Raw genomic sequence first — 20,944 nt, 5'->3', positions numbered from 1 at the left:
CTGGCATGCCTTTGGCCAGGCGGCTCCGAAGGGGCGGGCTCTTACGTGAAAGCCGGAGCAAAGGCAAGGGTTTGGGCGCTCATTCCTGCTCCAGGGCCCTGGCGCGCCGCGCGGCCTCGACGGCCAACAGGATCGCCGGGGCGACGACGATGGCCCCCAGCCAGAACGGCCCGTTGATCGAGACGCCGGCGAAGGCCAGCCCTGCGCAGAACGGGCCGACGACGCGGGCCAGCGCGCCCATGGCGTTGTTAATGCCCAGGATCGCGCCCTGGCGCGAAGGATCGGCCGTGCGCGAGATCAGCGCCGAGACGTTCGGCCAGGCGACCGACTGGCCGATGGCGGTCAGGCTCATCAGGGCGATGGTCATGGCCCCGCCGGTGGAGAACGGCTGCAGGGCCGAGCAGACGCAGGTCACGCCCATGCCGATCGCCAGCATGCGCCCGGCCCCGTAGCGCTCGGACAGGGGGCCGGTGATGAACATCTGGGTCGTCGCCGCCGCGATGCCGACGAAGAAGAAGCAGACGCCGATGTCCCGCGGGCCCCACTCGAACCTGGCCTGGGCCCACAGGCCGAAGGTCGATTCGATGCCGGTGAAGGCGAAGCCCACCAGGAAGGTCAGCAGCATTAGCCGGCTGATCACCGGGCTGCCGACCGCCGCGCCCAGGGCGCCCCAGCGGCTCGGCCGCTCGCTGAGCATCTCGCGCTCGCGGCTCTCGCGGATGAAGATCGCGATGGAGATCACCGACAGGGCCGCCAGGCCCGAGGCCAGGAACAGCGGCGTGCGGAAGCCGGCCGGCCCGCTCTCCGGATGGGCGAAGATGCCGCCGACCATCGGCCCGAAGATCAGGCCCACGTTCCAGGCCGCGCCGATCCAGGCCATCTTGCCGGCCCGCTTCTCCGGCGGCGTCACGTCGGCCAGGTAGCCCTGCACCACCGCCCCGTTGCCGGCGGCCAGGCCGCCCACCAGGCGGATGGCGATGGCGGCCCAGACGTTCGGCGCGAAGGCCAGGGCGAAGTAGCAGAGGCAGTTGGCGGCGATGGTCGAGATCAGCAGCGGCTTGCGCCCGAACCGGTCCGACAGCCGCCCCCAGAACGGCTCGCCGAAGAAGGAGCCGGCCGAATAGGCCGAGAACACCAGGGCGATCTGCCAGGCCTCGGCGTTGAAGCTCTTGGCGTAGAAGGGCAGCAGCGGGACGATGATCCCGAAGCCGAGCATGTTGATGAAGATAACGGCGATCAGCGACGGCGCCGCCATCGCCGGCGCGGTCGCCCTCGGCTGCGCGGCGTCGGACATGTGATCGCTGTTAAGTGAGCCCGCGGGCGCCTGCAAGGCGGTTCGTCGAGCGATGTTGCGGCATCGCGCCGGGATTGACCCGGCGGCCGGCTCCCCCCCACCTTGCGCCCGCACGAGAGAGGGAACTGCGATGGATGGATCCGCCGCACTGCGAGGGTCGGCCGACGAGGCCTTTCAGGCCGACTGGTACGCCCGCGCCTACCCGCAGGTCCGCGACGACATCCGGCGGGGCCTGGCGAAGGATCCCGCCGACCACTACGCCCGCTACGGCCGGTTCCGCGGCTACCTGCCCAACCCGAACGCCGAGCGGCCGCGCAATCCGGCCGGCGTGCGGTCGGCGTTCGGCGGCCTGTGGACCGACCAGGGCAACGCGCTCGACATCGTCGAAGGGCGGCTCGAACTGGGGCTGATCGACCGCAAGCTCGCCGAGGCCCTGCGCGCCTACATCCGGGACGGCTACGTCGTCTTCCGCAACGCCATTCCCCGGCGCGAGCTGATCCGCGCCCGCCGCGCCCTCGAAGACGCCTACGACGGCAGGATCCGCGGCCAGCAGTTCAACTGCCCCGAACTCGGCGTCGAGGTGGGGCCCTGGGACGAGCGGATGAAGGCCCTGCCGGCCAAGGCGCTGGAGATCCACGCCCATTCGTCGGCCATCCGCGATGCGATCTTCTCGCCGGTGATCAGCCGGTTCCTGGCGGTGATCTTCGATCGGCGCGCGCTGGCCACCCAATCGCTGGGCTTCTACCGGGGCTCGGGCCAGAACGGCCACCAGGACTCGGCCTACGTCACCTACACCCTGCCGCTGCAGTTCGCCGCCTCGTGGATCGCGCTGGAGGACGTCAAGGCCGGCGCCGGCGAGCTGTTCTACCGCGTCGGCAGCCAGAACCTCGGCGACTTCCTCTATGCCGGCGAGTTCAAGAGCGTGCGCGAGGCCCAGCGGCTTCGGCCCGACTGGGACGCGGCCGAGATGGATGCGCACGTCAACTCGCTGCGCGAGCGCTCGGACCAGATCGGCTATCCGGAGAAGACCTTCCTGGCCAAGGCCGGCGACGTGCTGATCTGGGCCTCCGACCTCGTCCATGGCGGCAAGCCGATCTCCCTCGACCGGACCCGCAAATCGGTGGTCACCCACTATTGCCCCAGGGACGTGGCCCCGCTCTACATGGAGGAAGGCGCGCGCCGGGAGCTCCACCGGCACAAGAGCGGCAACGCCTGGACGACCTTCCTCTAGCTCACCAGCTTTGCGCCCGGGGCGCGCCCAGGAGCGCTTCGGCCAGGCGCCGGCCGGTGGCCGGGCTGAGGTCGGCCGGCAGGGCGGCAGGGTCGCAGCGGACGACCTCGACGATCTCCGGGCTCTCCGAACGCTGCAGCCGCGCGCCGCGCACGATGAACAGGTGGACCGTGTCGCGCTTGCCTTCCCGCTCGGAGCGGTAGACGCCGAAGGGCTCGATGGAGGCGTGGGCGGCGACGCCCACCTCCTCGGCCAGTTCGCGCAGGACCGCCGCTTCGGGCGGCTCGCCGCGCTTGACCCCGCCGCCGGGAAGATAGAGGCCGGGCTCGTAGCCGTGGCGGACCAGGACCAGCCGGCCGTCCTCGTCGAAGACCACCGCCCGGGCGCCGACGGTCTGCGGGCGGGTGAGGCGCCACCAGGCCTTTCGCGCGACATGGAGGAAGGGCAGGGCGCGGGCGAGGAGGCGGCGCGCCGCCGGCCTCATCGACCGGCCGCGGCGTCGGGCCCGCCGAAAAAATAAAGCCCCTCGCCGATGGCGAAGGGCTCGACAGCTTCATCCCCGTTTGCGGGGCGCCGGGCCTCGGCGGCGGTCGCGAGGACCGCCGCCAGGGCCGCAGCGAAGGGGCCTGCGATCCGGCTCCGCGTCAACGCGGGGCCAGGATCATGATCATCTGGCGCCCTTCCATCCGAGGCTCGTACTCGACCTTGGCGATGGGCTCGAACTCGGCCTTCACCTTCTGGAGCAGCTTCATGCCCAGTTCCGGGTGGGCCAGTTCACGACCGCGGAAGCGCAGGGTCACCTTGACCTTGTCGCCTTCCTCGAAGAAGCGATGCATCGAGCGCGCTTTGACTTCGTAGTCGTGGATGTCGATGTTCGGGCGGAGCTTGATCTCTTTGATCTCCACCACCTTCTGCCGCTTCCGCGCCTCGTTCTTCTTCTTCTGTTCCTGGAACTTGAACTTGCCGTAGTCCAGGATCTTGCAGACGGGCGGATCCGCGTTGGGGACGATCTCGACAAGGTCGAGGCCGGCCTCTTCAGCAGCTTCGATAGCGGCCGAGGTGGGCATGACCCCCTGTTTCTCGCCGTTCTGGTCGATGAGCAGAACGCGGGGGACGCGGATATCTTCGTTCATGCGCGGACCGTCTTTGACGGGCGGCGCTTGCATGGGGCGGCGAATAGGCGGTGCTCCTTGGCAGTTTCAACGCAAGAACGTCCGGAGGCGCGAAGCGGTCCGGTCGCTCTTCTAGTATATGACCAACGGACTGTTGTTCTTCAAGCGCGGTTAAGGGCCGGTTGAGGGGTCATGTTGTCGACCGCCGACAGCACCGCCGACGCCGGCAGCTCCCCGAGGTCGGCGGCCTGCAGCACCGCCACATGGCCCCGCGGCGCCGACAGGGCCGGGTCGGACGCCTTCGAGAACAACACGATGGTCGGCGCGCCGGCCGCCGCGGCCAGATGCAGCGGACCGGTGTCGTTGCCGATCACCACCGCGGCTCGGGCGCCCAGCGCCGCGACCCGCGCGAAATCCGTCCGCCCGGTCAGGTCGCGGGCCTGAGGCAGGATCCGCTGGATCTTGTGGGCCAGCTCGCCCTCCTGCGGCCCGCCGACGATCACGATGTCGTATCCGCGGTCGTAGAGCGCCCGGGCGAGCTCGCCGTAGCGCTCGGCCGGCCAGCGCTTCTCCGGCCGGTGCGCCGAGCCGCCGGGGATCAGCAGCACGGTCGGGCGGACCTGGCCGGGGCCGGGCCGCGGCATCGACACCTTGTCGACGATCCAGGACAGGTCCGGCGGCGGCGCGCTCATCGGCTCTGTGGGCGCCTCGGGCCAGATGCCGGCGTGCTTCAGCTGGTCGGCCTGGCGCTCCAGGGTGTGCATGTGGTCCCGCCGCGGATTGCGGTGCGGGTGCGAACAGCCCCAGGCGATGCCCGACCACTGCGGCGGGAACGGCAGCAGGCCATAGAACATCAGGCTGGAGCGGGACGAGGTCTGCAGGTCGTAGACCCGCTCGTACTTCGCCGCCCGCAGGCGGAAGATCAGGCTCAGCCATTCGCCGGGGCCCTGCGGTCTTCCGCCGATGTCCACCTCGTCCACATAGGGGCTGGCCTTGGCCAGGGCCTCGAAGGGCGGGGTGGTCAGCAGGGTTATCCGGGCGCCCGGGTGGGCCTCGCGGATTTTGCGCATCGCCGCCAGCGCCAGAACGAAGTCGCCCAGCGCCGACAGCTTGATGATCAGGATCCTGCTCGGCTCGCCGGCCATCAGCTCCGCGCCTCCAGGACGCGAGCATAAGCGGAAAGGTAGGCCGCGCACATGGCGTCCACCGAATAGAGCCGGGTCGCGCGGTTGGCCGCCGCCTGGCCCATGGCCTGGCGCTTGCCGGGGCTGAGGTCGAGGGCGTGGGCGAGGCACTGGGCCCAGGCGTCCGGATCGCCCGGCCGCACCAGCCAGCCGGTCTCGCCCGGCAGGATGGTTTCGGTCATGCCGCCCAGGTCCGAAGCCAGCACCGGCTTGCCCATAGCCTGAGGCTCCACGGCCGTGCGGCCGAACGATTCCGGAATGGTCGAGGGCAGGATGGCGATGTCGCAGAGCAGGTAGGCGGCCGGCATGTCGTCGCAGTGGCCGACCAGCCGGACGACGCCCGTCAGGTCGCGCTCGGCGATGGCGCTCTCCAGCTCCTCCCGGTAGCCGGTGCGGCCCTGGTCGTCGCCCGCGAAGTAGATGACGAAGTCCCGCCGCCCCGCGGCCGCAAGCCGGGCCGCCGCCTCGATGACCGTCAGGTGGCCCTTGATGCGGGTGAGGCGGGCGGCGAGCAGGATGCGGGTGCGGCCGTCGTTGGGCGCGATGTTCCAGGCGCTGCGCAGCGCATCGAGGCGGTCCGGCGTCACCCAGCTGGGCGAGAACCGCGACAGGTCCACGCCGCGGGGGATGCTGACCACCTTCTCCGCATCGATCCGGTGTTCGGCCAGGATGTGGTCGCGTGTGAAATTGGAGTTGGCGATCACCAGGTCGCCGCGGGTCATCACCGCGTTGTACCAGCGCTTCAGCCGGGTCTTGGCGTGGTAGACGCCGTGGTAGGTGGCCACGAAGGCGGTGTGGGTCGCCTGCGCCGCCCACAGGGCCGAAAAGGCCGGCGCGCGGCTGCGGGCGTGGACGACGCTGACCTTCTCGCGGCGGATCAGGTCCACCAGCCGGGCGGCGTTGCCCAGCATGACCAGCGGGTTCTTGGACTGCACCGGCATCTGCGCCATGCGCGCGCCGTCGCTCTCCAGCCGCGCCGCCATCCGACCCCCGCGGGTGGCGACCAGCGCCTTGCCGCCGGCCCGCACGACGGCCTGGGCGACGTCGATCGTCGTCTGCTCGGCCCCGCCGGTCTCGAGCTCCGGCACGACCTGCAACAGGGTGAAGTCCGGCGGAAGAGTCACCGCCCCTCGTTTAACGGCTGGCTCGGTTTGGTAAAGGCGGCTTAGGCGCGCGGGTGAAGGAGCGTTGTGGATGGCGGAGACGGCGGGTGTTCTCAAGCGGCCGGACGGCGAGACGCTGGCCTGGCGGCGCGTGGCGGGCGAGGGGCCGACGATCGTCTGGCTGGGCGGCTACCGGTCGGACATGGCCGGGACGAAGGCGCAGGCGCTGGCGGACTGGGCGATGCAGACGGGGCGAGCCTTCCTGCGCTTCGATTACTTCGGTCACGGGGAGTCCTCGGGCGCCTTCGAGAAGGGGACCATCACCCGCTGGCGCGAGGACGCGCTGGCGGTGATGGACGAGCTGACCGAGGGGCCGCTGGTGCTGGTCGGCTCGTCGATGGGCGGCTGGATCGCCTGCCTGGCGGCCATGGCCTGGCCGGAGCGGGTGCGCTCCATGGTGCTGATCGCGCCGGCGCCCGACTTCACCGAGAAGCTGATCGGCCCCTCGCTGGACGAGGCCGCCCGCGCCGACATCGCCGAGACCGGCGTCTGGTACCGCCCTTCGCCGTACGGCGATCCGGACCCGATCACCCGCGAACTGATGGAGGACGGCGCGCGGTGGTCGATCCTCCCCGGACCGGTGAACATCGAAGCGCCCGTGCGCATCCTGCAGGGCGGCGCCGACGATGCGGTGCCCTGGCCGCACGCCCTGGAGCTGGCGAACGCGATGAAGAGCCAGGACGTGGTCTTCACCCTGATCAAGGACGGGGATCACCGCCTGTCGCGTGAGAGCGACATCGTTCGGCTCATCCAGGCGCTGGAAGAGCTTCTGACCTCTCCCTCCGCGAGCGGAGGGAGAGGGTAGGGTGAGGGAGGCGCGGCGGCGGGTCGGCCCCGGCGCCGGTGACCGCGGCGAGGCCCCCCTCACCCAACCCTCTCCCCCCCGAGCGGGGGGGGAGAGGTCTAGGACCCGGTCGCGAGAATAGCCCGCAACCCCTCCCGGTACGTCGGATAGGCCGGCCGCCAGCCGAGTTCGGCCTTGGCCCTGGCGTTCGAGACGCGCTTGCTCTCGGCATAGAAGCGGCGGCCGGGGCCGGAGATCTCGGCCTCCGAGAGAGGGATCTCGGGCGGGGGCGCCATCCCCAACAGTTGCGCGGCGTAGGCGATGACGTCGCTGTTGGGGGCCGGCTCGTCGTCGCAGAGGTTGTAGATCCCGCCGGCGCGCGGCCTTGCGATCGAGGCGGCCAGGCCCGACGCCAGGTCGTCCACATGGATGCGCGAGAACACCTGGCCGGGCGCGGCGATGCGGCGCGCGCGGCCGGCCCGGAGCCGGTCGAAGGCCGAGCGGCCGGGGCCGTAGATGCCGGGCAGACGGAAGATGGTCAGCGTCAGGCCCATGCCGCGGGCCACATCCAGCCAGTCGCGCTCGGCGCCGACCCGCCGCGCCCCCTCCAGCGAGGCGGCGGCCAGGCGGCTGTCCTCGAACACCCAGCCGCCGCCGCGGTCGCCGTACACCCCGGTGGTGGAGAGATAGCCGACCCAGTCGGGGAAGGCGCCGCTGCGGGCGATGGCCCGCGGCAGGACCGGCAGCGACGGGCAGCCCTCGGCGGTGGGCGGGGCGGTGATGAGGACGGCCTTGGCCTCGCCGGCGGCGCGGGCCATCGCCTCAGGATCGTCCAGCGGCGCCGGGTCGACCCCTTCCGCGGCGAGTTCGGCGGCCGCTTCCGGCGTGCGGGCGGTGGCCGCGATTGTCCAGCCGTCGGGGCGCAGGCGCCGGGCGAGCGCGCGGGCCGAATAGCCGTAGCCGAAGACGAAGAGCTTCAGGACCTACTCCGCCGCCACGGCCTTGGGCTCGGCCCTGGCGGCCGCCGCCCGCTCGGCGTTCCAGTGGGAGACGCAGGGGATCTTGGCCAGGTCCGCCCGGTCCGCGTAGCGGCGGGCGATCTCTGCGGCTTCCAGCAGCAGCCCCTCCTCCAGGGTGATCGGGTCGAGGCCCAGCGCCAGCAGCCGGCTGTTCTCGACCATCAGGTCGTTCTCCTCGGCCTCCTGGCGCGGGTTGGGCAGGTGGGCGACCTGCGCGCCCGTGAGGCCGGCCACCAGCGCGGCCAGGTCCCGCACCCGCCAGCACTCGGTCATCTGGTTCATCACCCGCACCCGCTCGCCGCGGGCCGGCGGGCTGGCCAGCGCCAACTCCACGCAGCGGACGGTGTCCTGGATGTTGATGAAGGCCCGGGTCTGGCCGCCGGCCCCGTGCACGGTCAGCGGATAGCCGAGGGCGGCCTGCATCAGGAACCGGTTCAGCACCGTCCCGTAGTCGCCGTCGTAGTCGAAGCGGTTGACCAGCCGCTCGTCCAGCCGGGTCTCGGCGGTCTGGGTGCCCCAGACGATGCCCTGGTGCAGGTCGGTGATCCGCAGCCCGTCGTTCTTGGCGTAGAACTGGAAGAGCAGGGCGTCCTGGGTCTTGGTCAGGTGGTAGATGGACCCCGGATTGGCCGGATAGAGGATCTCCGTCTCGGTCCAGCCCTTCGGCGTTTCCACCTTCACCGTGAGGTAGCCCTCGGGGATCGGCATGCCGGCCGTGCCGTAGCCGTAGACCCCCATGGTGCCGAGGTGGACCAGATGCAGGTCGAGGCCGCTGTCGACGATGGCCGCCAGCACGTCGTTGGTGGCGTTGAGGTTGTTGTCGACCGTGTAGCGCTTGTGGGCCGCCGACTTCATCGAATAGGGCGCCGCGCGCTGCTCGGCGAAGTGGACCACCGCGTCGGGGCGGAAGGCCCGCAGCAGGTCGACCAGCGGCTCGTAGCTCTTGCCCAGCGTGATCTCGTGATGGGCGATGTCGCGGCCGGTGAGTTCGCGCCAGGCGGCGAGCCGCTCGGCCAGCGGGCGAATCGGCGTCAGCGACTGGACGCCCAGTTCCTCGTCGATGCGCCGGCGCGACAGGTTGTCGACGATGGCGACCTCCCAGCCGCGCGCCGACAGGTGGAGCGCCGTGGGCCAGCCGCAGAATCCGTCGCCGCCCAGAACGAGTACGCGCATGCAAGCTCCCGCAACTTGAAGCGATCCTGAAACGGCTAACGCACCCTTGGGCGGTGCGGAAGCCGCTAAGTCGACGTCGCAGCCGATCGACAATAGAACAGGCGCCGCTGGAGGATCTGTCCACCCCATGGCCATCATCGTTACCGGAGCCGCCGGATTCATCGGGATGCACGTCGCCGAGCGCCTGCTGGCGCGCGGCGAGACGGTGGTCGGCGTCGACGTCTTCAACGACTACTACGACCCGGCGCTGAAGGACGCCCGCGCCGCCCGGCTGGCTGCGGATGCGCGTTTCCGGATGGTCCGGATGGACGTCGCCGACGCCGAGGCGTTCGCCGGCCTGGTGCGCGAGACGGGGGCGAGGCGCATCGTCCACCTCGCCGCCCAGGCGGGCGTGCGCTACTCGCTCGACAACCCCTTCGCCTACGAGCGGGCGAACCTGGCCGGGCACCTGTCGGTGCTCGAGGCCGCGCGCCATGCTGAGGGCTTCGAGCACCTGGTCTACGCCTCCTCCTCCAGCGTCTACGGCGACCGGCCGGGGGCGGGCGAGGGCTTCACCGAGGACGATGCGGCGGCCGAGCCGGTCTCGCTCTACGCGGCCACCAAGCGGGCGGGGGAGCTGATGAGCTTCTCCTATGCGAAGCTCTACGGCCTGCCGCAGACGGGCCTTCGGTTCTTCACCGTCTACGGTCCGTGGGGCCGGCCGGACATGGCCTACTTCTCCTTCACCCGGAAGATCCTCGCCGGCGAGCCGATCGAGGTCTACGGCCAGGGCCGGATGGCCCGCGACTTCACCTATGTGGACGACATCGTCGACGGGATCGTCGGCGCGCTGGACCGCCCGCCCGAGCCGGGCGTCAACCGCATCCTCAACATCGGCGACTCCCGGCCGGTCGGGCTGATGGACATGATCGCCACCCTCGAGACGGCGCTGGGCCGCGAGGCGGAGAAGATCCTCCGCCCGATGCAGCCGGGCGACGTGACGACGACGTACGCGGACGTCTCAAAGCTCGCGGCGCTGACCGGCTACGCGCCCAAGGTGCCGATCGAGGAGGGGCTGCCGCGGTTCGTCGAGTGGTACCGGGGGTTCTACGGCGCTTAGGCGCTCGTTCGGTTGTCCCGCGGCGAACAACTCCCGTCATCCCGGGCGGCCTGCAAGGCCGATCCGGGACCCAGACTCGCGGCTGTGAGGCTGGGTCCCGGCTCTCCGGCCCGCTGGCGCGGTCCTCCGGCCGGGATGACGGTCAGAGCAATTCCTCGATCGCCTTCCTGGCCGCCTCGGCCATGCCCGGGCGGCGCAGGGCGAAGGCGATGTTGGCGCGGAGCAGGCCGATGGGGTCGCCGCAGTCGTAGGTGGTCCCGTCGTACTCCAGGGCGTGGAAGGCCTGCTGCGCCATCAGCCGGACCATGGCGTCGGTGAGCTGGATCTCGCCGCCGGCGCCCTTCTCCTGGTCGGCCAGCAGCTGGAAGATCTGCGGCTGCAGGATGTAGCGGCCGGAGATGAAGAGGTTGGACGGCTCGGTCCCCGGCGCAGGCTTCTCCACCATGCCGGTCATCTTGTTCAGCCGGCCCTCGCGGCCCTCAAGAGCCACGATGCCGTACTTGTGGGCCTCGCCCTCGGGGGCGGGCTCGACCACGACGATGTTGCCGCCGACATCGTCGTGGGCGGCCACCGCCTGGGCCAGCGCCGGGGGATCGGCGGCCATCAGCATGTCGGGCAGGATCACGGCGAACGGCTCATCGCCCACCAGGTCCCTCGCGCACCAGACGGCGTGGCCGAGACCCAGCGGCGCCATCTGGCGCACGAAGCTCATCTCGCCGGGGCGGGGCAGGTCCGCCCGCACCTCGGCCAGGATCTCGGTCTTGCCCTTGGCCTCGAGCTGGCTCTCCAGCTCCGGGTTGTGGTCGAAGTACTCCTCGATGGCCCCCTGGCCGCGGCCGACGACGAAGATCAGGTGCTCGATCCCGGCGGCCCGGGCCTCGGCCACGATGTAGGACAGGATCGGCCGGTCGAAGACGTTCAGCAGGTTCTTCGGGGTCGCCTTGGCCGCGGGCAGGATGCGTGTCCCGAGCCCCGCCACCGGCAGGACCGCCTTTCGAACCTTCCTCGTCATCCGCATCTCCGTCTCGCCCGCCACGCGCTCAAAGCCCCGCCCGGCCGGGTTCGTCAAGCCGGCGGGGCGGGGCCGCAGCCGTAACGCCCAAGGCAAGGCCAAGCTCCCGGGCGCTGTTACGGAAAAGTGTGATCACAACTTCGGGAACAGCGAGAGGTGCGCTAGAGTTGGCGTGCGTCGGGGGGATCCTCCAGGGGAGCCTGATCCTAATGAAGCTACGTATCCTCACTTCGGCCGCGGTCGCGGCGGTTCTGGTCACGTCCTTGTCGGCCTGCCAACGCAACGAAGCCGAAGAAGGCACTGCTGCTGACACGGCCACGACGGCGCCGACCGACACGATGACCACTACGCCGCCGCCGGCCGATCCCATGGCGACGACCCCGCCGGCGACCACCACGCCGACGGATCCGACCATGACGACGCCGCCGGCCGACACGACCACCACCCCGCCGGCCACGGGCACGACGACGCCGCCGGCGACCACGCCGTAACGCGCGTTCTTGAAGGCGGCGGCCCTTCGCGGGGCCGCCGCTATTCCACGGTGACGGACTTGGCCAGGTTGCGCGGCTGATCGACGTCCGCGCCCTTCTGCACGGCCACGTGGTAGGCCAGCAGCTGGATCGGCGCGGCGAACACCAAGGGCGCGATCAGCGGGTCGGCGGTCGGCGCGACGATGGTCCGCGCCCCCTTGGGCGCGTTGCGCGCGCCCGCCTCGTCGGTGATCAGGATGATCTTCCCGCCGCGCGCGGCGACCTCGCTCATGTTCGAGATGGTCTTCTCGAACAGGTGGTCGGTGGGGGCGATGACGATCACCGGCGTGCCCTGGTCGATCAGGGCGATGGGGCCGTGCTTCAGCTCGCCGGCGGCGTAGCCCTCGGCGTGGATGTAGCTGATCTCCTTCAGCTTCAGGGCCGCTTCCAGGGCCAGCGGGAACATCGCCCCGCGCCCGAAGTAGAGCACGTCCCGGGCGGCGGCGAGTTCGGGCGCCAGCGCCCGTACGGCCTCCTCCACCTGGATCGAGTCGGCGATCAGCCGCGGCGCCTCCATCAGGATCTTGGTCAGCCGCCTCTCCTCGGCCGCATCGATGCAGCCGCGCGCGACCGCGGCGCTGATCGCCAGGGCGGTCAGGGCCGAGACCTGCGAGGTGAAGGCCTTGGTGGAGGCGACGCCGATCTCGGGGCCCGCATGGGTCGGCCACAGCACGTCGGCCTCGCGGGCCATGGTGCTCTCGTGCACGTTGACCACGGCCGCGGTCTTCAGCCCCTGCGCCTTGCACCAGCGCAGGGCGGCGAGCGTGTCGGCCGTCTCGCCCGACTGGGAGATGGCCACGCCCAACGTGCCCGGCGTCACCGCCGGCTCGCGGTAGCGGAACTCGGAGGCGGCCTCGACGTCGGTGGGCAGCTTCGCCAGCCGCTCGAACAGGTAGCGGCCGATCTGGCCGGCGTACCCGGCGGTGCCGCAGGCGACGATCTGCAGCCGGTCGACCTTGGCGAAGTCGACGCCGCCCGGGGTGTGGGTGTGGTCGGTGACCGGGTCGACATAGGCCGACAGGGTGTGCTGGCAGGCCTCCGGCTGGTCGTGGATCTCCTTCTCCATGAAGTGCCGGTAGTTGCCCTTCTCCATCAGGGCGACGGAGGCGGCGACGGTCTGGACCTGGCGGCTCACCGGCGCGCCGGCGGCGTCGAAGATCTGCGCGCCGTCGTGGGTCAGGGCCACGAAGTCGCCGTCCTCGAGGTAGGCGACGCGGTTGGTGAAGGGGCCGACCGCCAGGGCGTCGCTGCCCAGGTACATCTCGCCCTTGCCGTAGCCGACCACCAGGGGCGGCCCGTGGCGGGCGCCCAGCATCAGGCCGTGCTCGCCCTCGATCAGCGCCACGATGGCGTAGGCGCCGGTGAGCCGGCCGAGCGTCGCCTTCATCGCTTCGATGGGCGGCAAGGTCTCCAGGTGCTCGTCCAGCAGGTGGGCGACGACCTCTGTGTCGGTCTCGCTGGCGAAGGTCCGGCCCTTGGCGGTGAGTTCGGCCTTCAGCTCGGCGAAGTTCTCGATGATGCCGTTGTGGACCAGCGTCACCCGGCCGGCCGCGTGCGGGTGGGCGTTGCCCTCGGTCGGGGCGCCGTGGGTCGCCCAGCGGGTGTGGCCGATGCCGACCTCGGCGGCCAGGGGCTCGGCCGCGATCACCTCCTCGAGGTTGCGCAGCTTGCCGGCCGCGCGCCGCCGCTCGATCCGGCCGTCCATGTGGCCGGCGATCCCCGCGGAGTCGTAGCCGCGGTATTCGAGACGTTTCAGGCTCTCGATGAGACGGCCCTGGACGGCCGATTTGCCCACGATGCCGATGATGCCGCACATGCGCGATGCGTCCTTTGACCTGCGGGCCTGCTCAACTAATCTCCGCCCGCGCCGCCTTTAGCATTCGCAAATCCGGCGTCGACTAAATCTGGGTTTCGCATCGTTTCTCCCTGAAGGACCGGCATGAGCAAACGCGCCTACTTCGGCACCGACGGCATCCGCGGACAGGCGAATCGGCACCCGATGACCGCCGAGGTGGCTCTGCGCGTCGGGATGGCCGCGGGCAAGCTGTTCATGAGCCAGGACGAGCGTCGCCACCTGGTGGTGATCGGCAAGGACACGCGGCTCTCCGGCTACATGATCGAGCCGGCCCTGGTCGCCGGCTTCACCAGCGTCGGTATGGACGTGCGCCTGTTCGGGCCGCTGCCGACCCCGGCGGTGGCGATGATGACCCGCAGCCTGCGGGCCGACCTGGGCGTGATGATCAGCGCCTCGCACAACGGCTTCGAGGACAACGGCATCAAGCTGTTCGGCCCCGACGGCTACAAGCTCTCCGACGAGCGCGAGCTGGAGATCGAGGCCCTGATGGACCAGGGCCTGGAGGAGGGCCTGGCCGGCCCCCGCGGCCTCGGCCGCGTGCAACGGATCGACGATTCCCAGGCCCGCTACATCGAGATCGCCAAGGCGAGCTTCCCGCGGCGCATGAGCCTGGCGGGCCTGCGCGTGGTGATCGATTGCGCCAACGGCGCGGCCTACAAGGTCGCCCCCGAGGTGCTCTACGAGCTCGGCGCCGAGGTGATCCGCGTCGGGGTCGAGCCCAACGGCTTCAACATCAACGAGGAATGCGGCTCGACCCATCCCGAGGCCATGGTCGCGATGGTGCGCAAGTACCGCGCCGACCTGGGGATCGCCCTCGACGGCGACGCCGACCGGCTGGTGCTCTGCGACGAGCGCGGCGTGGTCGTCGACGGCGACCAGATCATGGCCCTGATCGCCGACCACTGGGCGGCCCGCGGCCGGCTCGCGGGCGGCGGCGTGGTGGCCACCATCATGTCCAACCTCGGCCTGGAGCGGTTCCTGGCGCAGCGCGGCCTGAAGCTGGAGCGCACGCCGGTCGGCGACCGCTCGGTGATGATGCGGATGCGCGAGGGCGGCTTCAACGTCGGCGGCGAGCAGTCCGGCCACATCATCCTGTCGGACATCTGCACCACCGGCGACGGCCTGGTCGCGGCCCTGCAGGTGCTGGCGGTGCTTAAGGAGACCGGCAAGCCGATGAGCGCCTTGGCCCGCCAGTTCGAGCCGGTGCCGCAGAGGCTGGAGAATGTCCGCTTCGCCGGCGGCAAGCCGCTGGAGAGCGAGCAGGTGCAGGGCGTCATCGCCCAGGCGACCGAGCGCCTGAACGGCTCCGGCCGCCTCGTCGTGCGCGCCTCCGGCACCGAGCCGCTGATCCGCATCATGGCCGAGGGCGACGACGAGAAGCTGGTGAACCAGGTCGTCCGCGAGGTCGCCGGGGCGGTGAAGAAGGCCGCGGCCTGAGTCCGGCCAAGGTCAGGCCGTGGTCGGCTCCAGGAACCGCGCCGGCATGTCCTCGCGGTAGGGATAGTACTGGAACCAGGGCCGCGCCTCGTCGATCGCCCGGCCCACGGACGGCCGGGCAAGCAGGCGCTCGAAGTAGGCGGCCAGGTGCGGGCGCTCGGCCGGGAAGGGTTCCACGATCGCCGCATAGAACAGGGCCGGTGCGGCGGCGCAGTCGGCCAGGCTGAAGGCCTCGCCCGCCGGCCAGTCGCGGCCGGCCATCCGCGCGTCGATCATGCCGTAGGCCATCTGCAGCGTGGCGCGGGCCTCCTGGACCCCGTGAGGATCGCGCACCCCCTCCGGCCGCAGCCGGTCAGCGACGATCTTCTGCATCGGCGTCATGACGTAGTTGTCGAACAGCCGGTCCCAGAGCCGGGCGTCCAGGCGCGCGTCGGCGTCCTCCGGCAGCAGCCGCGCCGGCCCCGCCGAGCGGGCGTCGACGTATTCGAGCATCACGGTGGTCTCCGGGATCACGCGCCCGGCCCCCGTGTCCTCCAGCAGCGGAATCTTGGCCGTGGGCCACAGCGCCGCGAAGGCCGCACGGTCGGCGGGATCTCCCAGGTTGGCCATCCGCGGCTCGAAGGCGGTCCCCAGCTCGTAAAGCCCGATCAGGACCTTCCAGCAGTAGGAGGACAGGGGGTGCAGGTGCAGGACCAGGCTCACGGGACCCTCGTGTGGTTGCGAAATGCAATCATGAGGTCTTCGGCCGGGCGCCGCAAGGCCTGGGCCGAAGTGACACCTTCGTGAGCGCCGGCGGCCCGGGATCCAAATGGCTACCCAACCCTTAAGAGTCGTGACAATCTTGTAATGTTCGCGCCGCTCGACCGGCGCGGATGCAACGAGACCATGGGAGTGAAACATGCGGGCATCCGCGGCAGGCTCCGGCCATCGCGCCCCCAGCCAGGCGCTCAGCGCGCTGATTCTGCTGGCGTTCGTGATGCTGCTGGCGATCGGCTTCTGGGCCGGCGCCGTCTGGATCGGCCAGTCCCTGATCGCGCTGGCGGTCTAGGAGCTAGGGCCGTCCGACGCTCACGTAGGTGAAGCCGCGGACACGCATGTCCTCGGGCCGGTAGACGTTGCGCAGGTCGATCATCAGCGGCTGGTTCATGAGCAGCTTCAGCCGGTCCAGGTCCAGGGCGCGGAACTGGTCCCATTCGGTGATCAGCACCAGGGCGTCGGCCCCGGCCGCGACCGCGTAGGGGTCTTCCTTCAGATCGATGTCCCGCAGCAGCTGGCGCGCCTCGGTCGCGCCGGCCGGATCGAACGCCTGCACCTTCGCCCCCATGGCCTGCAGGGCCGGCACGATGTCGAGGGACGGGGCGTCGCGCATGTCGTCGGTGTTGGGCTTGAAGGTCAGGCCGAGCACGCCGACCGTCTTGCCCTTCAGGTCGCCTCCCATGGCGGTCATGATCTTGCGGGCCATGGCCTTCTTGCGCTGATCGTTGACCCGCACCGTGGTTTCGATCAGCTCGACGGGCGAGCCGTAGTCGGTGGCCGTGCGCACCAGGGCCAGGGTGTCCTTCGGGAAGCAGGAGCCGCCGTAGCCGGGGCCGGCGTGCAGGAACTTGCCGCCGATCCGGTTGTCCAGGCCGATGCCGCGGGCCACGTGCTGGACGTCGCCGCCGACCGCCTCGCACAGGTCCGCCATCTCGTTGATGAAGGTGATCTTCATGGCCAGGAAGGCGTTGGCCGCATATTTGGTCAGCTCGGAGGTGCGCCGGCTGGTGAAGACGATCGGCGTCTCGTTCAGATAGAGCGGCCGGTAGAGCTCGCGCATGATCTCCCGGGCCCGGTCGTCGTCGGTCCCGACCACCACCCGGTCCGGCCGCTTGAAGTCCTCGATGGCCGCGCCCTCGCGCAGGAACTCCGGGTTGGAGACCACGGCGAAGTCGGCGTCGGGGCGCTTGGCGCGCAGGATCTTCTCGATCTCGTCGCCGGTGCCGACCGGAACGGTCGATTTGGTGACCACCACCGTGAAGCCGTTCATCAGCCCGGCGATCTCCTCGGCCGCGGCGTAGACGTAGGAGAGGTCCGCGTGGCCGTCGCCGCGCCGCGAGGGCGTGCCCACGGCGATGAACACCGCGTCCGCCTTCTTCACCGCCTCGGCCGCCTCGGTGTCGAAGAACAGTCGTCCGGCCTTGACGTTCTGGGCGACCAGGGTGTCGAGGCCGGGCTCGTAGATCGGGATGCCGCCGCTCTTGAGCTGCTCGATCTTGGCGCCGTCCTTGTCGATGCAGGTGACGACGTGGCCGAAGTCGGCGAAGCAGGCGCCGGACACCAGGCCCACATAGCCGGTCCCGATCATGGCGACGTGCATGGATGCTCCCGTGCGGAGGGTTTCAAGGCGCAGCTTTGAGCACGGCCGGCGGGCGGCGCCAACCGGCTGGCGGCGTTAGATTTCCTGGTTGTAGGCGCCGACTTCCGGGCGCTTGGCCAGGCGGGGTTTGACCTCCTCGCGGAAGAGGGCGCGCATGTCGTCCTCCGAGCGGCTGCTCTCCACCACGACGACGATCTCGGGCTTGTTGGACGAGGCGCGCACCAGCACCCAGGAGCCGTCCTCCAGCGCCACGCGCACGCCGTTGACGGTGATCAGGTCGGTGATCTTGCGGCCGAGGATGGTCCCCCCGGCGGCCCTCAGTTGCTCGTACTCCTTCACGACGCCCTCCACGACGCCGTACTTCACCTCGTCCCCGCAGTGGGGCGACATGGTCAGCGAAGTGTAGGCGACGGGCAGCGCCCGCTTCAGCTCCGAGAGCTTCTTGCCGGGATTGCGGTCGAGCATGGCCAGGATGGCGGCGGCCGCCACCAGCCCGTCGTCGTAGCCGCGGCCGAACGGAGCGTTGAAGAAGAAGTGGCCGCTCTTCTCGAAGCCGGCCAGGGCGCCCAGTTCGGCGGTCTTGCGCTTGATGTAGCTGTGGCCGGTCTTCCAGTAGACCGTCTTGGCGCCGTTCGACTTCAGCACCTCGTCGGTGGAGAACAGGCCCGTCGACTTCACGTCGACGATGAAGGTCGCGTCCTTGTGCAAGGCCGACAGGTCCCTGGCCAGCATCAGGCCGATCTTGTCGGCGAAGATCTCCTCGCCCTCGTCGTCCACCACACCGCAGCGGTCGCCGTCGCCGTCGAAGCCCAGGGCCACGTCCGCGCCGGTCTCGCGCACCCGCTGGGCCATCGCCTGCAGCATCACGTGGTCTTCGGGGTTCGGGTTGTACTTGGGGAAGGTGTAGTCGAGCTGGGTGTCCATCTCGATGAGCTCGGCCACGCCCATGGCCCGCAGCGCCTGGGGCGCGAAGGCGCCGGCCGTGCCGTTGCCGCAGGCGGCGACCACCTTCAGCGGCCGGCTCAGCTTCACGCGCCCTGCGACATCGGCGATGTAGCGCTCGGCCACGCCCGGGACGCGCCGCAGGATCCCGCCTTCGCGTTCCTTCCAGGCGCCGGTGAGCACGATCTCCTTCAGCCGGCCCATCTCGTCCGGCCCGAAGGTCAGCGGCCGCTGGGCGCCCATCTTGACGCCGGTCCAGCCGTTCTCGTTGTGGCTGGCGGTGACCATGGCGACGCACGGCGCGTCCAGGTCGAACTGGGCGAAGTAGGCCATCGGGGAGACGGCCAGGCCGATGTCCAGCACCTCGCAGCCGGCCGAGACCAGGCCCAGCGTCAGGGCCTGTTTGATGGAGGCCGAATAGCTCCGGTAGTCGTGACCGACGACGATCTTCCGCTGGCCGAGTTCGTGGATGTAGGTCCCGAGCCCCAGGCCCAGCGCCTGGACGCCCAACAGGTTGATCTCCGGCCCGAACAGCCAGCGCGCGTCGTACTCGCGAAAGCCCGTGGGCTTGACCAGCGGCAGGTCCTCGTACGGCGCGGTGTTGGGAAGGAGGTCGGCGCGCGGGGCAGGGAACATCGGCACTCCGTCAGGCGTGGTCAGGGCTCCGTCATAAGCGGCTTGGCCCCCAAGAGCCAAACGAACGCTACAGCGCCGCTAAAGTTCGCCGGCCGGACGCCGCCACGTTCGTAGGCAACATTGATCGCAAAAGTGTCGCACTTCGAATTCGCACTTCGTTAGCCATGCCCGTCCGAAGTGGCCTTCGATGCGGGCCCGCGTCCGCACTTGGGGTGGGGAAGTTTGTGAATATTCTCAACAGCATCACCGTCTCGCGAAAGCTGGCGATGGCTTTCGGTGCGATGATCCTGACGCTGGTGATCGTGGCCGCCGTCGTCGTCTCGAATCTGCAGGTTGTGGAGGCGGCGCGCCGCGACAACGACCAGTCGCACCGGGCGATCGCGGCCATCGGGGCGGCGAACTTCTACACCCTGCGCCAGGAGAACAGCTTCCGCGGCCTGCTGCTCTCCGGCGACGCCTACTACTCCGAGCGGGTCCGCAAACACCGCGCCAGCCTGAAGGCGACCCTCGCCAAGCTGCGCGAGCTCGAGGCCGGCTCGCCCGAGGACCTGAAGCTGATCGACGACGCGGAGGCTGCCGCCGACATCTGGTGGCGCGACATCGTCGAGGCCGGCGAGCTGCTGGCGGCGGACCCGGCGACGCACGCCCAGGCGGTGGCCATGGTCAGCTCCGACGGCATCGCCGACACCAAGATCGCGCCGCTCGAGACGGCGCTGGAGACCCTGCAGAAGCGCGAGGACGCGCGGCTGGCCGAGCGGTCGGCGCGCATGGAAGCGGCCGCACTTCAGCTGAAGCTGGCCCTGGCGATCGGCCTGGCGGCCGCCGCGCTGCTGGGCCTTGTGGCCTGGTTCAGCCTGACCCGCGCGATCGCGGCGCCGGCCAAGGGGCTGACGGTGGCGATGCGCAAGCTGGCCGGCGGCGACAACACCGTCGAGATTCCGGCGACCGACCGGGGCGACGAGATCGGCCTGATGGCCAAGGCCGTCCTGACGTTCAAGGAAGCCGCCATCGAGAAGATCCGGCTGGAGGGCGAGGCGCGCCGGCAGCGCGACGCCGCCGAGGCCGAGCGCGCCAGCCGCCTGGAGGCCGAGGCCGCGGCGGCGCGCGAGCAGTCGGTGGTGGTCGACGCCCTGGCCGGCGGCCTGGAGCGGATGGCCGAGGGCGACCTGACGTTCCGCATCGCCGTTGAGTTCCCGGGCCAGTACGGCAAGCTGAAGGCCGACTTCAACGCCGCCATGGGCCAGCTGCAGAACGCCATGACGGGCGTCGTCCAGAGCGTGCTGGCGATCCGCAACGGCGCCGCCCAGATCTCCGAGGCCGCCGACAACCTCTCGCGCCGCACCGAGCACCAGGCCGCCAGCCTGGAAGAGACCGCCGCGGCGGTGAAGGAGATCGCCGGGACGGTGAAGCGCACCGCCGACGGGGCCAAGACCGCCGCCAATATCGTCGCCGAGGCCAAGGCCGCCGCCCAGGAGAGCGGCGGGGTGATGCAGGAGGCGACCGCCGCCATGGCCGCCATCGAGACTTCCTCGAGCTCCATCGGCCAGATCATCGGGGTCATCGACGAGATCGCCTTCCAGACCAACCTCCTGGCGCTGAACGCCGGGGTCGAGGCCGCCCGCGCCGGCGAGGCCGGGCGCGGCTTCGCGGTGGTCGCCTCGGAAGTGCGCGCGCTCGCCCAGCGGTCCGCCGACGCGGCCAAGGAGATCAAGTCGCTGATCAACAGCTCGGCCACCCAGGTGGGGACCGGGGTGGAGCTGGTCTCCCGCAGCGGCGAGGTGCTGGACCAGATCGTCGCCCGCATCGCCGAGATTCACGGCCTGGTGACCGAGATCGCCGCCTCCGCGCAGCAGCAGGCCTCGGGCGTCCAGGAGGTGAACCTGGCCGTCCAGCAGATGGACAGCGTCACCCAGCAGAACGCGGCCATGGTCGAGGAGAGCACCGCCGCCAGCCGCGCCATGGCCCAGGACACCGACCAGCTGGCGCGCATCGTCAGCCGGTTCAAGATCGAGGAACGCGCCGCGGCGAGCCGGCCGCAGCTCGAGGTGGTCGCGGCCCGTCGCGGCGCCGCCTGAGGCCTCGCTTTACCGCCAACCGCGGCGGCCGTAACCTCCTTC

Annotated in this window: 19 protein-coding genes; 7 read left to right on the top strand and 12 right to left on the bottom strand. The window is 70.5% G+C overall.

Going from position 1 to position 20,944, the window contains the following annotated elements; translation table 11 throughout:
- Positions 1 to 79: 79 nt before the first annotated feature.
- Complete coding sequence (locus ACFSC0_RS04190) at positions 80 to 1,294, bottom strand: MFS transporter (RefSeq protein ID WP_377280365.1); 1,215 nt, start codon at positions 1,292 to 1,294, stop codon at positions 80 to 82.
- A gap of 130 nt (positions 1,295 to 1,424) precedes the next feature.
- Here ACFSC0_RS04190 and ACFSC0_RS04185 point away from each other — a divergent pair, with 130 nt between their 5' ends.
- Positions 1,425 to 2,525 (top strand): phytanoyl-CoA dioxygenase family protein, encoded by a 1,101-nt coding sequence (locus ACFSC0_RS04185; protein WP_377280366.1) that lies wholly within the window; start codon positions 1,425 to 1,427, stop codon positions 2,523 to 2,525.
- 1 nt (position 2,526) lies between these two features.
- Here ACFSC0_RS04185 and ACFSC0_RS04180 read toward each other — a convergent pair whose 3' ends face one another.
- The 4 genes from ACFSC0_RS04180 to ACFSC0_RS04165 all read right to left on the bottom strand — a co-directional run bounded on the left by ACFSC0_RS04180 (position 2,527) and on the right by ACFSC0_RS04165 (position 5,945).
- On the bottom strand, positions 2,527 to 3,009 hold the full coding sequence (locus ACFSC0_RS04180; RefSeq protein ID WP_377280367.1) for an NUDIX domain-containing protein: 483 nt from the start codon (positions 3,007 to 3,009) through the stop codon (positions 2,527 to 2,529).
- A 160-nt stretch (positions 3,010 to 3,169) separates the two neighbouring features.
- Complete coding sequence (gene infC, locus ACFSC0_RS04175) at positions 3,170 to 3,691, bottom strand: translation initiation factor IF-3 (RefSeq protein WP_377280368.1); 522 nt, start codon at positions 3,689 to 3,691, stop codon at positions 3,170 to 3,172.
- 107 nt (positions 3,692 to 3,798) lie between these two features.
- The gene (locus tag ACFSC0_RS04170; RefSeq protein WP_377280369.1) at positions 3,799 to 4,782 is read right to left on the bottom strand and encodes a glycosyltransferase family 9 protein; all 984 of its coding nucleotides are present in this window, start codon (positions 4,780 to 4,782) and stop codon (positions 3,799 to 3,801) included.
- The gene (locus tag ACFSC0_RS04165) at positions 4,782 to 5,945 is read right to left on the bottom strand and encodes a glycosyltransferase family 4 protein (RefSeq protein ID WP_377280370.1); all 1,164 of its coding nucleotides are present in this window, start codon (positions 5,943 to 5,945) and stop codon (positions 4,782 to 4,784) included. Before ACFSC0_RS04165 ends, ACFSC0_RS04170 begins: the two co-directional genes overlap by 1 nt.
- 70 nt (positions 5,946 to 6,015) lie before the next feature.
- Between ACFSC0_RS04165 and ACFSC0_RS04160 the strand changes: the two genes are divergently transcribed.
- Positions 6,016 to 6,789: an alpha/beta fold hydrolase gene (locus tag ACFSC0_RS04160; protein ID WP_377280371.1), complete on the top strand. Its 774-nt coding sequence runs from the start codon at positions 6,016 to 6,018 to the stop codon at positions 6,787 to 6,789.
- 98 nt (positions 6,790 to 6,887) lie between these two features.
- Here ACFSC0_RS04160 and ACFSC0_RS04155 read toward each other — a convergent pair whose 3' ends face one another.
- Both ACFSC0_RS04155 and ACFSC0_RS04150 read right to left on the bottom strand, forming a co-directional pair.
- Positions 6,888 to 7,748, bottom strand: coding sequence for an SDR family oxidoreductase (locus ACFSC0_RS04155; protein WP_377280701.1), 861 nt, complete (start codon positions 7,746 to 7,748; stop codon positions 6,888 to 6,890).
- Between the two features lie 3 nt (positions 7,749 to 7,751).
- A complete protein-coding gene (locus ACFSC0_RS04150; RefSeq protein WP_377280372.1) occupies positions 7,752 to 8,960 on the bottom strand; it encodes an NAD-dependent epimerase/dehydratase family protein in 1,209 nt (402 codons plus the stop codon).
- Between the two features lie 127 nt (positions 8,961 to 9,087).
- Here ACFSC0_RS04150 and ACFSC0_RS04145 point away from each other — a divergent pair, with 127 nt between their 5' ends.
- On the top strand, positions 9,088 to 10,059 hold the full coding sequence (locus ACFSC0_RS04145) for an NAD-dependent epimerase/dehydratase family protein (RefSeq protein WP_377280373.1): 972 nt from the start codon (positions 9,088 to 9,090) through the stop codon (positions 10,057 to 10,059).
- 142 nt (positions 10,060 to 10,201) lie between these two features.
- On the opposite strand, the gene ACFSC0_RS04140 is transcribed toward ACFSC0_RS04145, so the two are convergent.
- Entirely contained in the window at positions 10,202 to 11,071 is an 870-nt protein-coding gene (locus ACFSC0_RS04140; RefSeq protein WP_377280374.1) for a UTP--glucose-1-phosphate uridylyltransferase, read from the bottom strand.
- A gap of 338 nt (positions 11,072 to 11,409) precedes the next feature.
- Between ACFSC0_RS04140 and ACFSC0_RS04135 the strand changes: the two genes are divergently transcribed.
- Entirely contained in the window at positions 11,410 to 11,562 is a 153-nt protein-coding gene (locus tag ACFSC0_RS04135) for a hypothetical protein (RefSeq protein ID WP_377280375.1), read from the top strand.
- A 40-nt stretch (positions 11,563 to 11,602) separates the two neighbouring features.
- On the opposite strand, the gene glmS is transcribed toward ACFSC0_RS04135, so the two are convergent.
- The gene (glmS, locus tag ACFSC0_RS04130; protein WP_377280376.1) at positions 11,603 to 13,417 is read right to left on the bottom strand and encodes a glutamine--fructose-6-phosphate transaminase (isomerizing); all 1,815 of its coding nucleotides are present in this window, start codon (positions 13,415 to 13,417) and stop codon (positions 11,603 to 11,605) included.
- Positions 13,418 to 13,540: 123 nt separating this feature from the next.
- Between glmS and glmM the strand changes: the two genes are divergently transcribed.
- Entirely contained in the window at positions 13,541 to 14,893 is a 1,353-nt protein-coding gene (gene glmM / locus ACFSC0_RS04125) for a phosphoglucosamine mutase (protein ID WP_377280377.1), read from the top strand.
- Between the two features lie 12 nt (positions 14,894 to 14,905).
- On the opposite strand, the gene ACFSC0_RS04120 is transcribed toward glmM, so the two are convergent.
- Positions 14,906 to 15,595, bottom strand: a complete 690-nt coding sequence (locus tag ACFSC0_RS04120; RefSeq protein ID WP_377280378.1) for a glutathione S-transferase family protein — start codon at positions 15,593 to 15,595, stop codon at positions 14,906 to 14,908.
- A 196-nt stretch (positions 15,596 to 15,791) separates the two neighbouring features.
- Here ACFSC0_RS04120 and ACFSC0_RS04115 point away from each other — a divergent pair, with 196 nt between their 5' ends.
- Positions 15,792 to 15,941 (top strand): hypothetical protein, encoded by a 150-nt coding sequence (locus tag ACFSC0_RS04115; protein ID WP_377280379.1) that lies wholly within the window; start codon positions 15,792 to 15,794, stop codon positions 15,939 to 15,941.
- A gap of 3 nt (positions 15,942 to 15,944) precedes the next feature.
- On the opposite strand, the gene ACFSC0_RS04110 is transcribed toward ACFSC0_RS04115, so the two are convergent.
- Both ACFSC0_RS04110 and ACFSC0_RS04105 read right to left on the bottom strand, forming a co-directional pair.
- Positions 15,945 to 17,249 (bottom strand): UDP-glucose dehydrogenase family protein, encoded by a 1,305-nt coding sequence (locus ACFSC0_RS04110; RefSeq protein ID WP_377280380.1) that lies wholly within the window; start codon positions 17,247 to 17,249, stop codon positions 15,945 to 15,947.
- Between the two features lie 75 nt (positions 17,250 to 17,324).
- Positions 17,325 to 18,827, bottom strand: a complete 1,503-nt coding sequence (locus ACFSC0_RS04105; protein WP_377280381.1) for a phosphomannomutase/phosphoglucomutase — start codon at positions 18,825 to 18,827, stop codon at positions 17,325 to 17,327.
- A gap of 266 nt (positions 18,828 to 19,093) precedes the next feature.
- Between ACFSC0_RS04105 and ACFSC0_RS04100 the strand changes: the two genes are divergently transcribed.
- On the top strand, positions 19,094 to 20,902 hold the full coding sequence (locus tag ACFSC0_RS04100) for a methyl-accepting chemotaxis protein (protein WP_377355077.1): 1,809 nt from the start codon (positions 19,094 to 19,096) through the stop codon (positions 20,900 to 20,902).
- The last annotated feature ends 42 nt before the right edge of the window (positions 20,903 to 20,944 follow it).

Origin of the sequence: Phenylobacterium terrae, from assembly GCF_042681205.1 — a bacterium.
GTDB classification, from domain to species: domain Bacteria; phylum Pseudomonadota; class Alphaproteobacteria; order Caulobacterales; family Caulobacteraceae; genus Phenylobacterium; species Phenylobacterium terrae.
The sequence above is the reverse complement of the archived record's forward strand: the minus strand, read 5'-3'. Positions and strand labels throughout refer to the sequence as shown.

Bases quoted from the DNA above. Each gene is read 5' to 3' on its own strand.
- ACFSC0_RS04190 (WP_377280365.1), bottom strand. From the start codon at position 1,294: ATGTCCGACGCCGCGCAGCCGAGGGCGACCGCGCCGGCGATGGCGGCG.
- ACFSC0_RS04185 (WP_377280366.1), top strand. From the start codon at position 1,425: ATGGATGGATCCGCCGCACTGCGAGGGTCGGCCGACGAGGCCTTTCAG.
- ACFSC0_RS04180 (WP_377280367.1), bottom strand. From the start codon at position 3,009: ATGAGGCCGGCGGCGCGCCGCCTCCTCGCCCGCGCCCTGCCCTTCCTC.
- infC (WP_377280368.1), bottom strand. From the start codon at position 3,691: ATGCAAGCGCCGCCCGTCAAAGACGGTCCGCGCATGAACGAAGATATC.
- ACFSC0_RS04170 (WP_377280369.1), bottom strand. From the start codon at position 4,782: ATGGCCGGCGAGCCGAGCAGGATCCTGATCATCAAGCTGTCGGCGCTG.
- ACFSC0_RS04160 (WP_377280371.1), top strand. From the start codon at position 6,016: ATGGCGGAGACGGCGGGTGTTCTCAAGCGGCCGGACGGCGAGACGCTG.
- ACFSC0_RS04150 (WP_377280372.1), bottom strand. From the start codon at position 8,960: ATGCGCGTACTCGTTCTGGGCGGCGACGGATTCTGCGGCTGGCCCACG.
- ACFSC0_RS04145 (WP_377280373.1), top strand. From the start codon at position 9,088: ATGGCCATCATCGTTACCGGAGCCGCCGGATTCATCGGGATGCACGTC.
- ACFSC0_RS04140 (WP_377280374.1), bottom strand. From the start codon at position 11,071: ATGACGAGGAAGGTTCGAAAGGCGGTCCTGCCGGTGGCGGGGCTCGGG.
- ACFSC0_RS04135 (WP_377280375.1), top strand. From the start codon at position 11,410: ATGACCACTACGCCGCCGCCGGCCGATCCCATGGCGACGACCCCGCCG.
- glmS (WP_377280376.1), bottom strand. From the start codon at position 13,417: ATGTGCGGCATCATCGGCATCGTGGGCAAATCGGCCGTCCAGGGCCGT.
- glmM (WP_377280377.1), top strand. From the start codon at position 13,541: ATGAGCAAACGCGCCTACTTCGGCACCGACGGCATCCGCGGACAGGCG.
- ACFSC0_RS04115 (WP_377280379.1), top strand. From the start codon at position 15,792: ATGCGGGCATCCGCGGCAGGCTCCGGCCATCGCGCCCCCAGCCAGGCG.
- ACFSC0_RS04110 (WP_377280380.1), bottom strand. From the start codon at position 17,249: ATGCACGTCGCCATGATCGGGACCGGCTATGTGGGCCTGGTGTCCGGC.
- ACFSC0_RS04105 (WP_377280381.1), bottom strand. From the start codon at position 18,827: ATGTTCCCTGCCCCGCGCGCCGACCTCCTTCCCAACACCGCGCCGTAC.
- ACFSC0_RS04100 (WP_377355077.1), top strand. From the start codon at position 19,094: ATGGCTTTCGGTGCGATGATCCTGACGCTGGTGATCGTGGCCGCCGTC.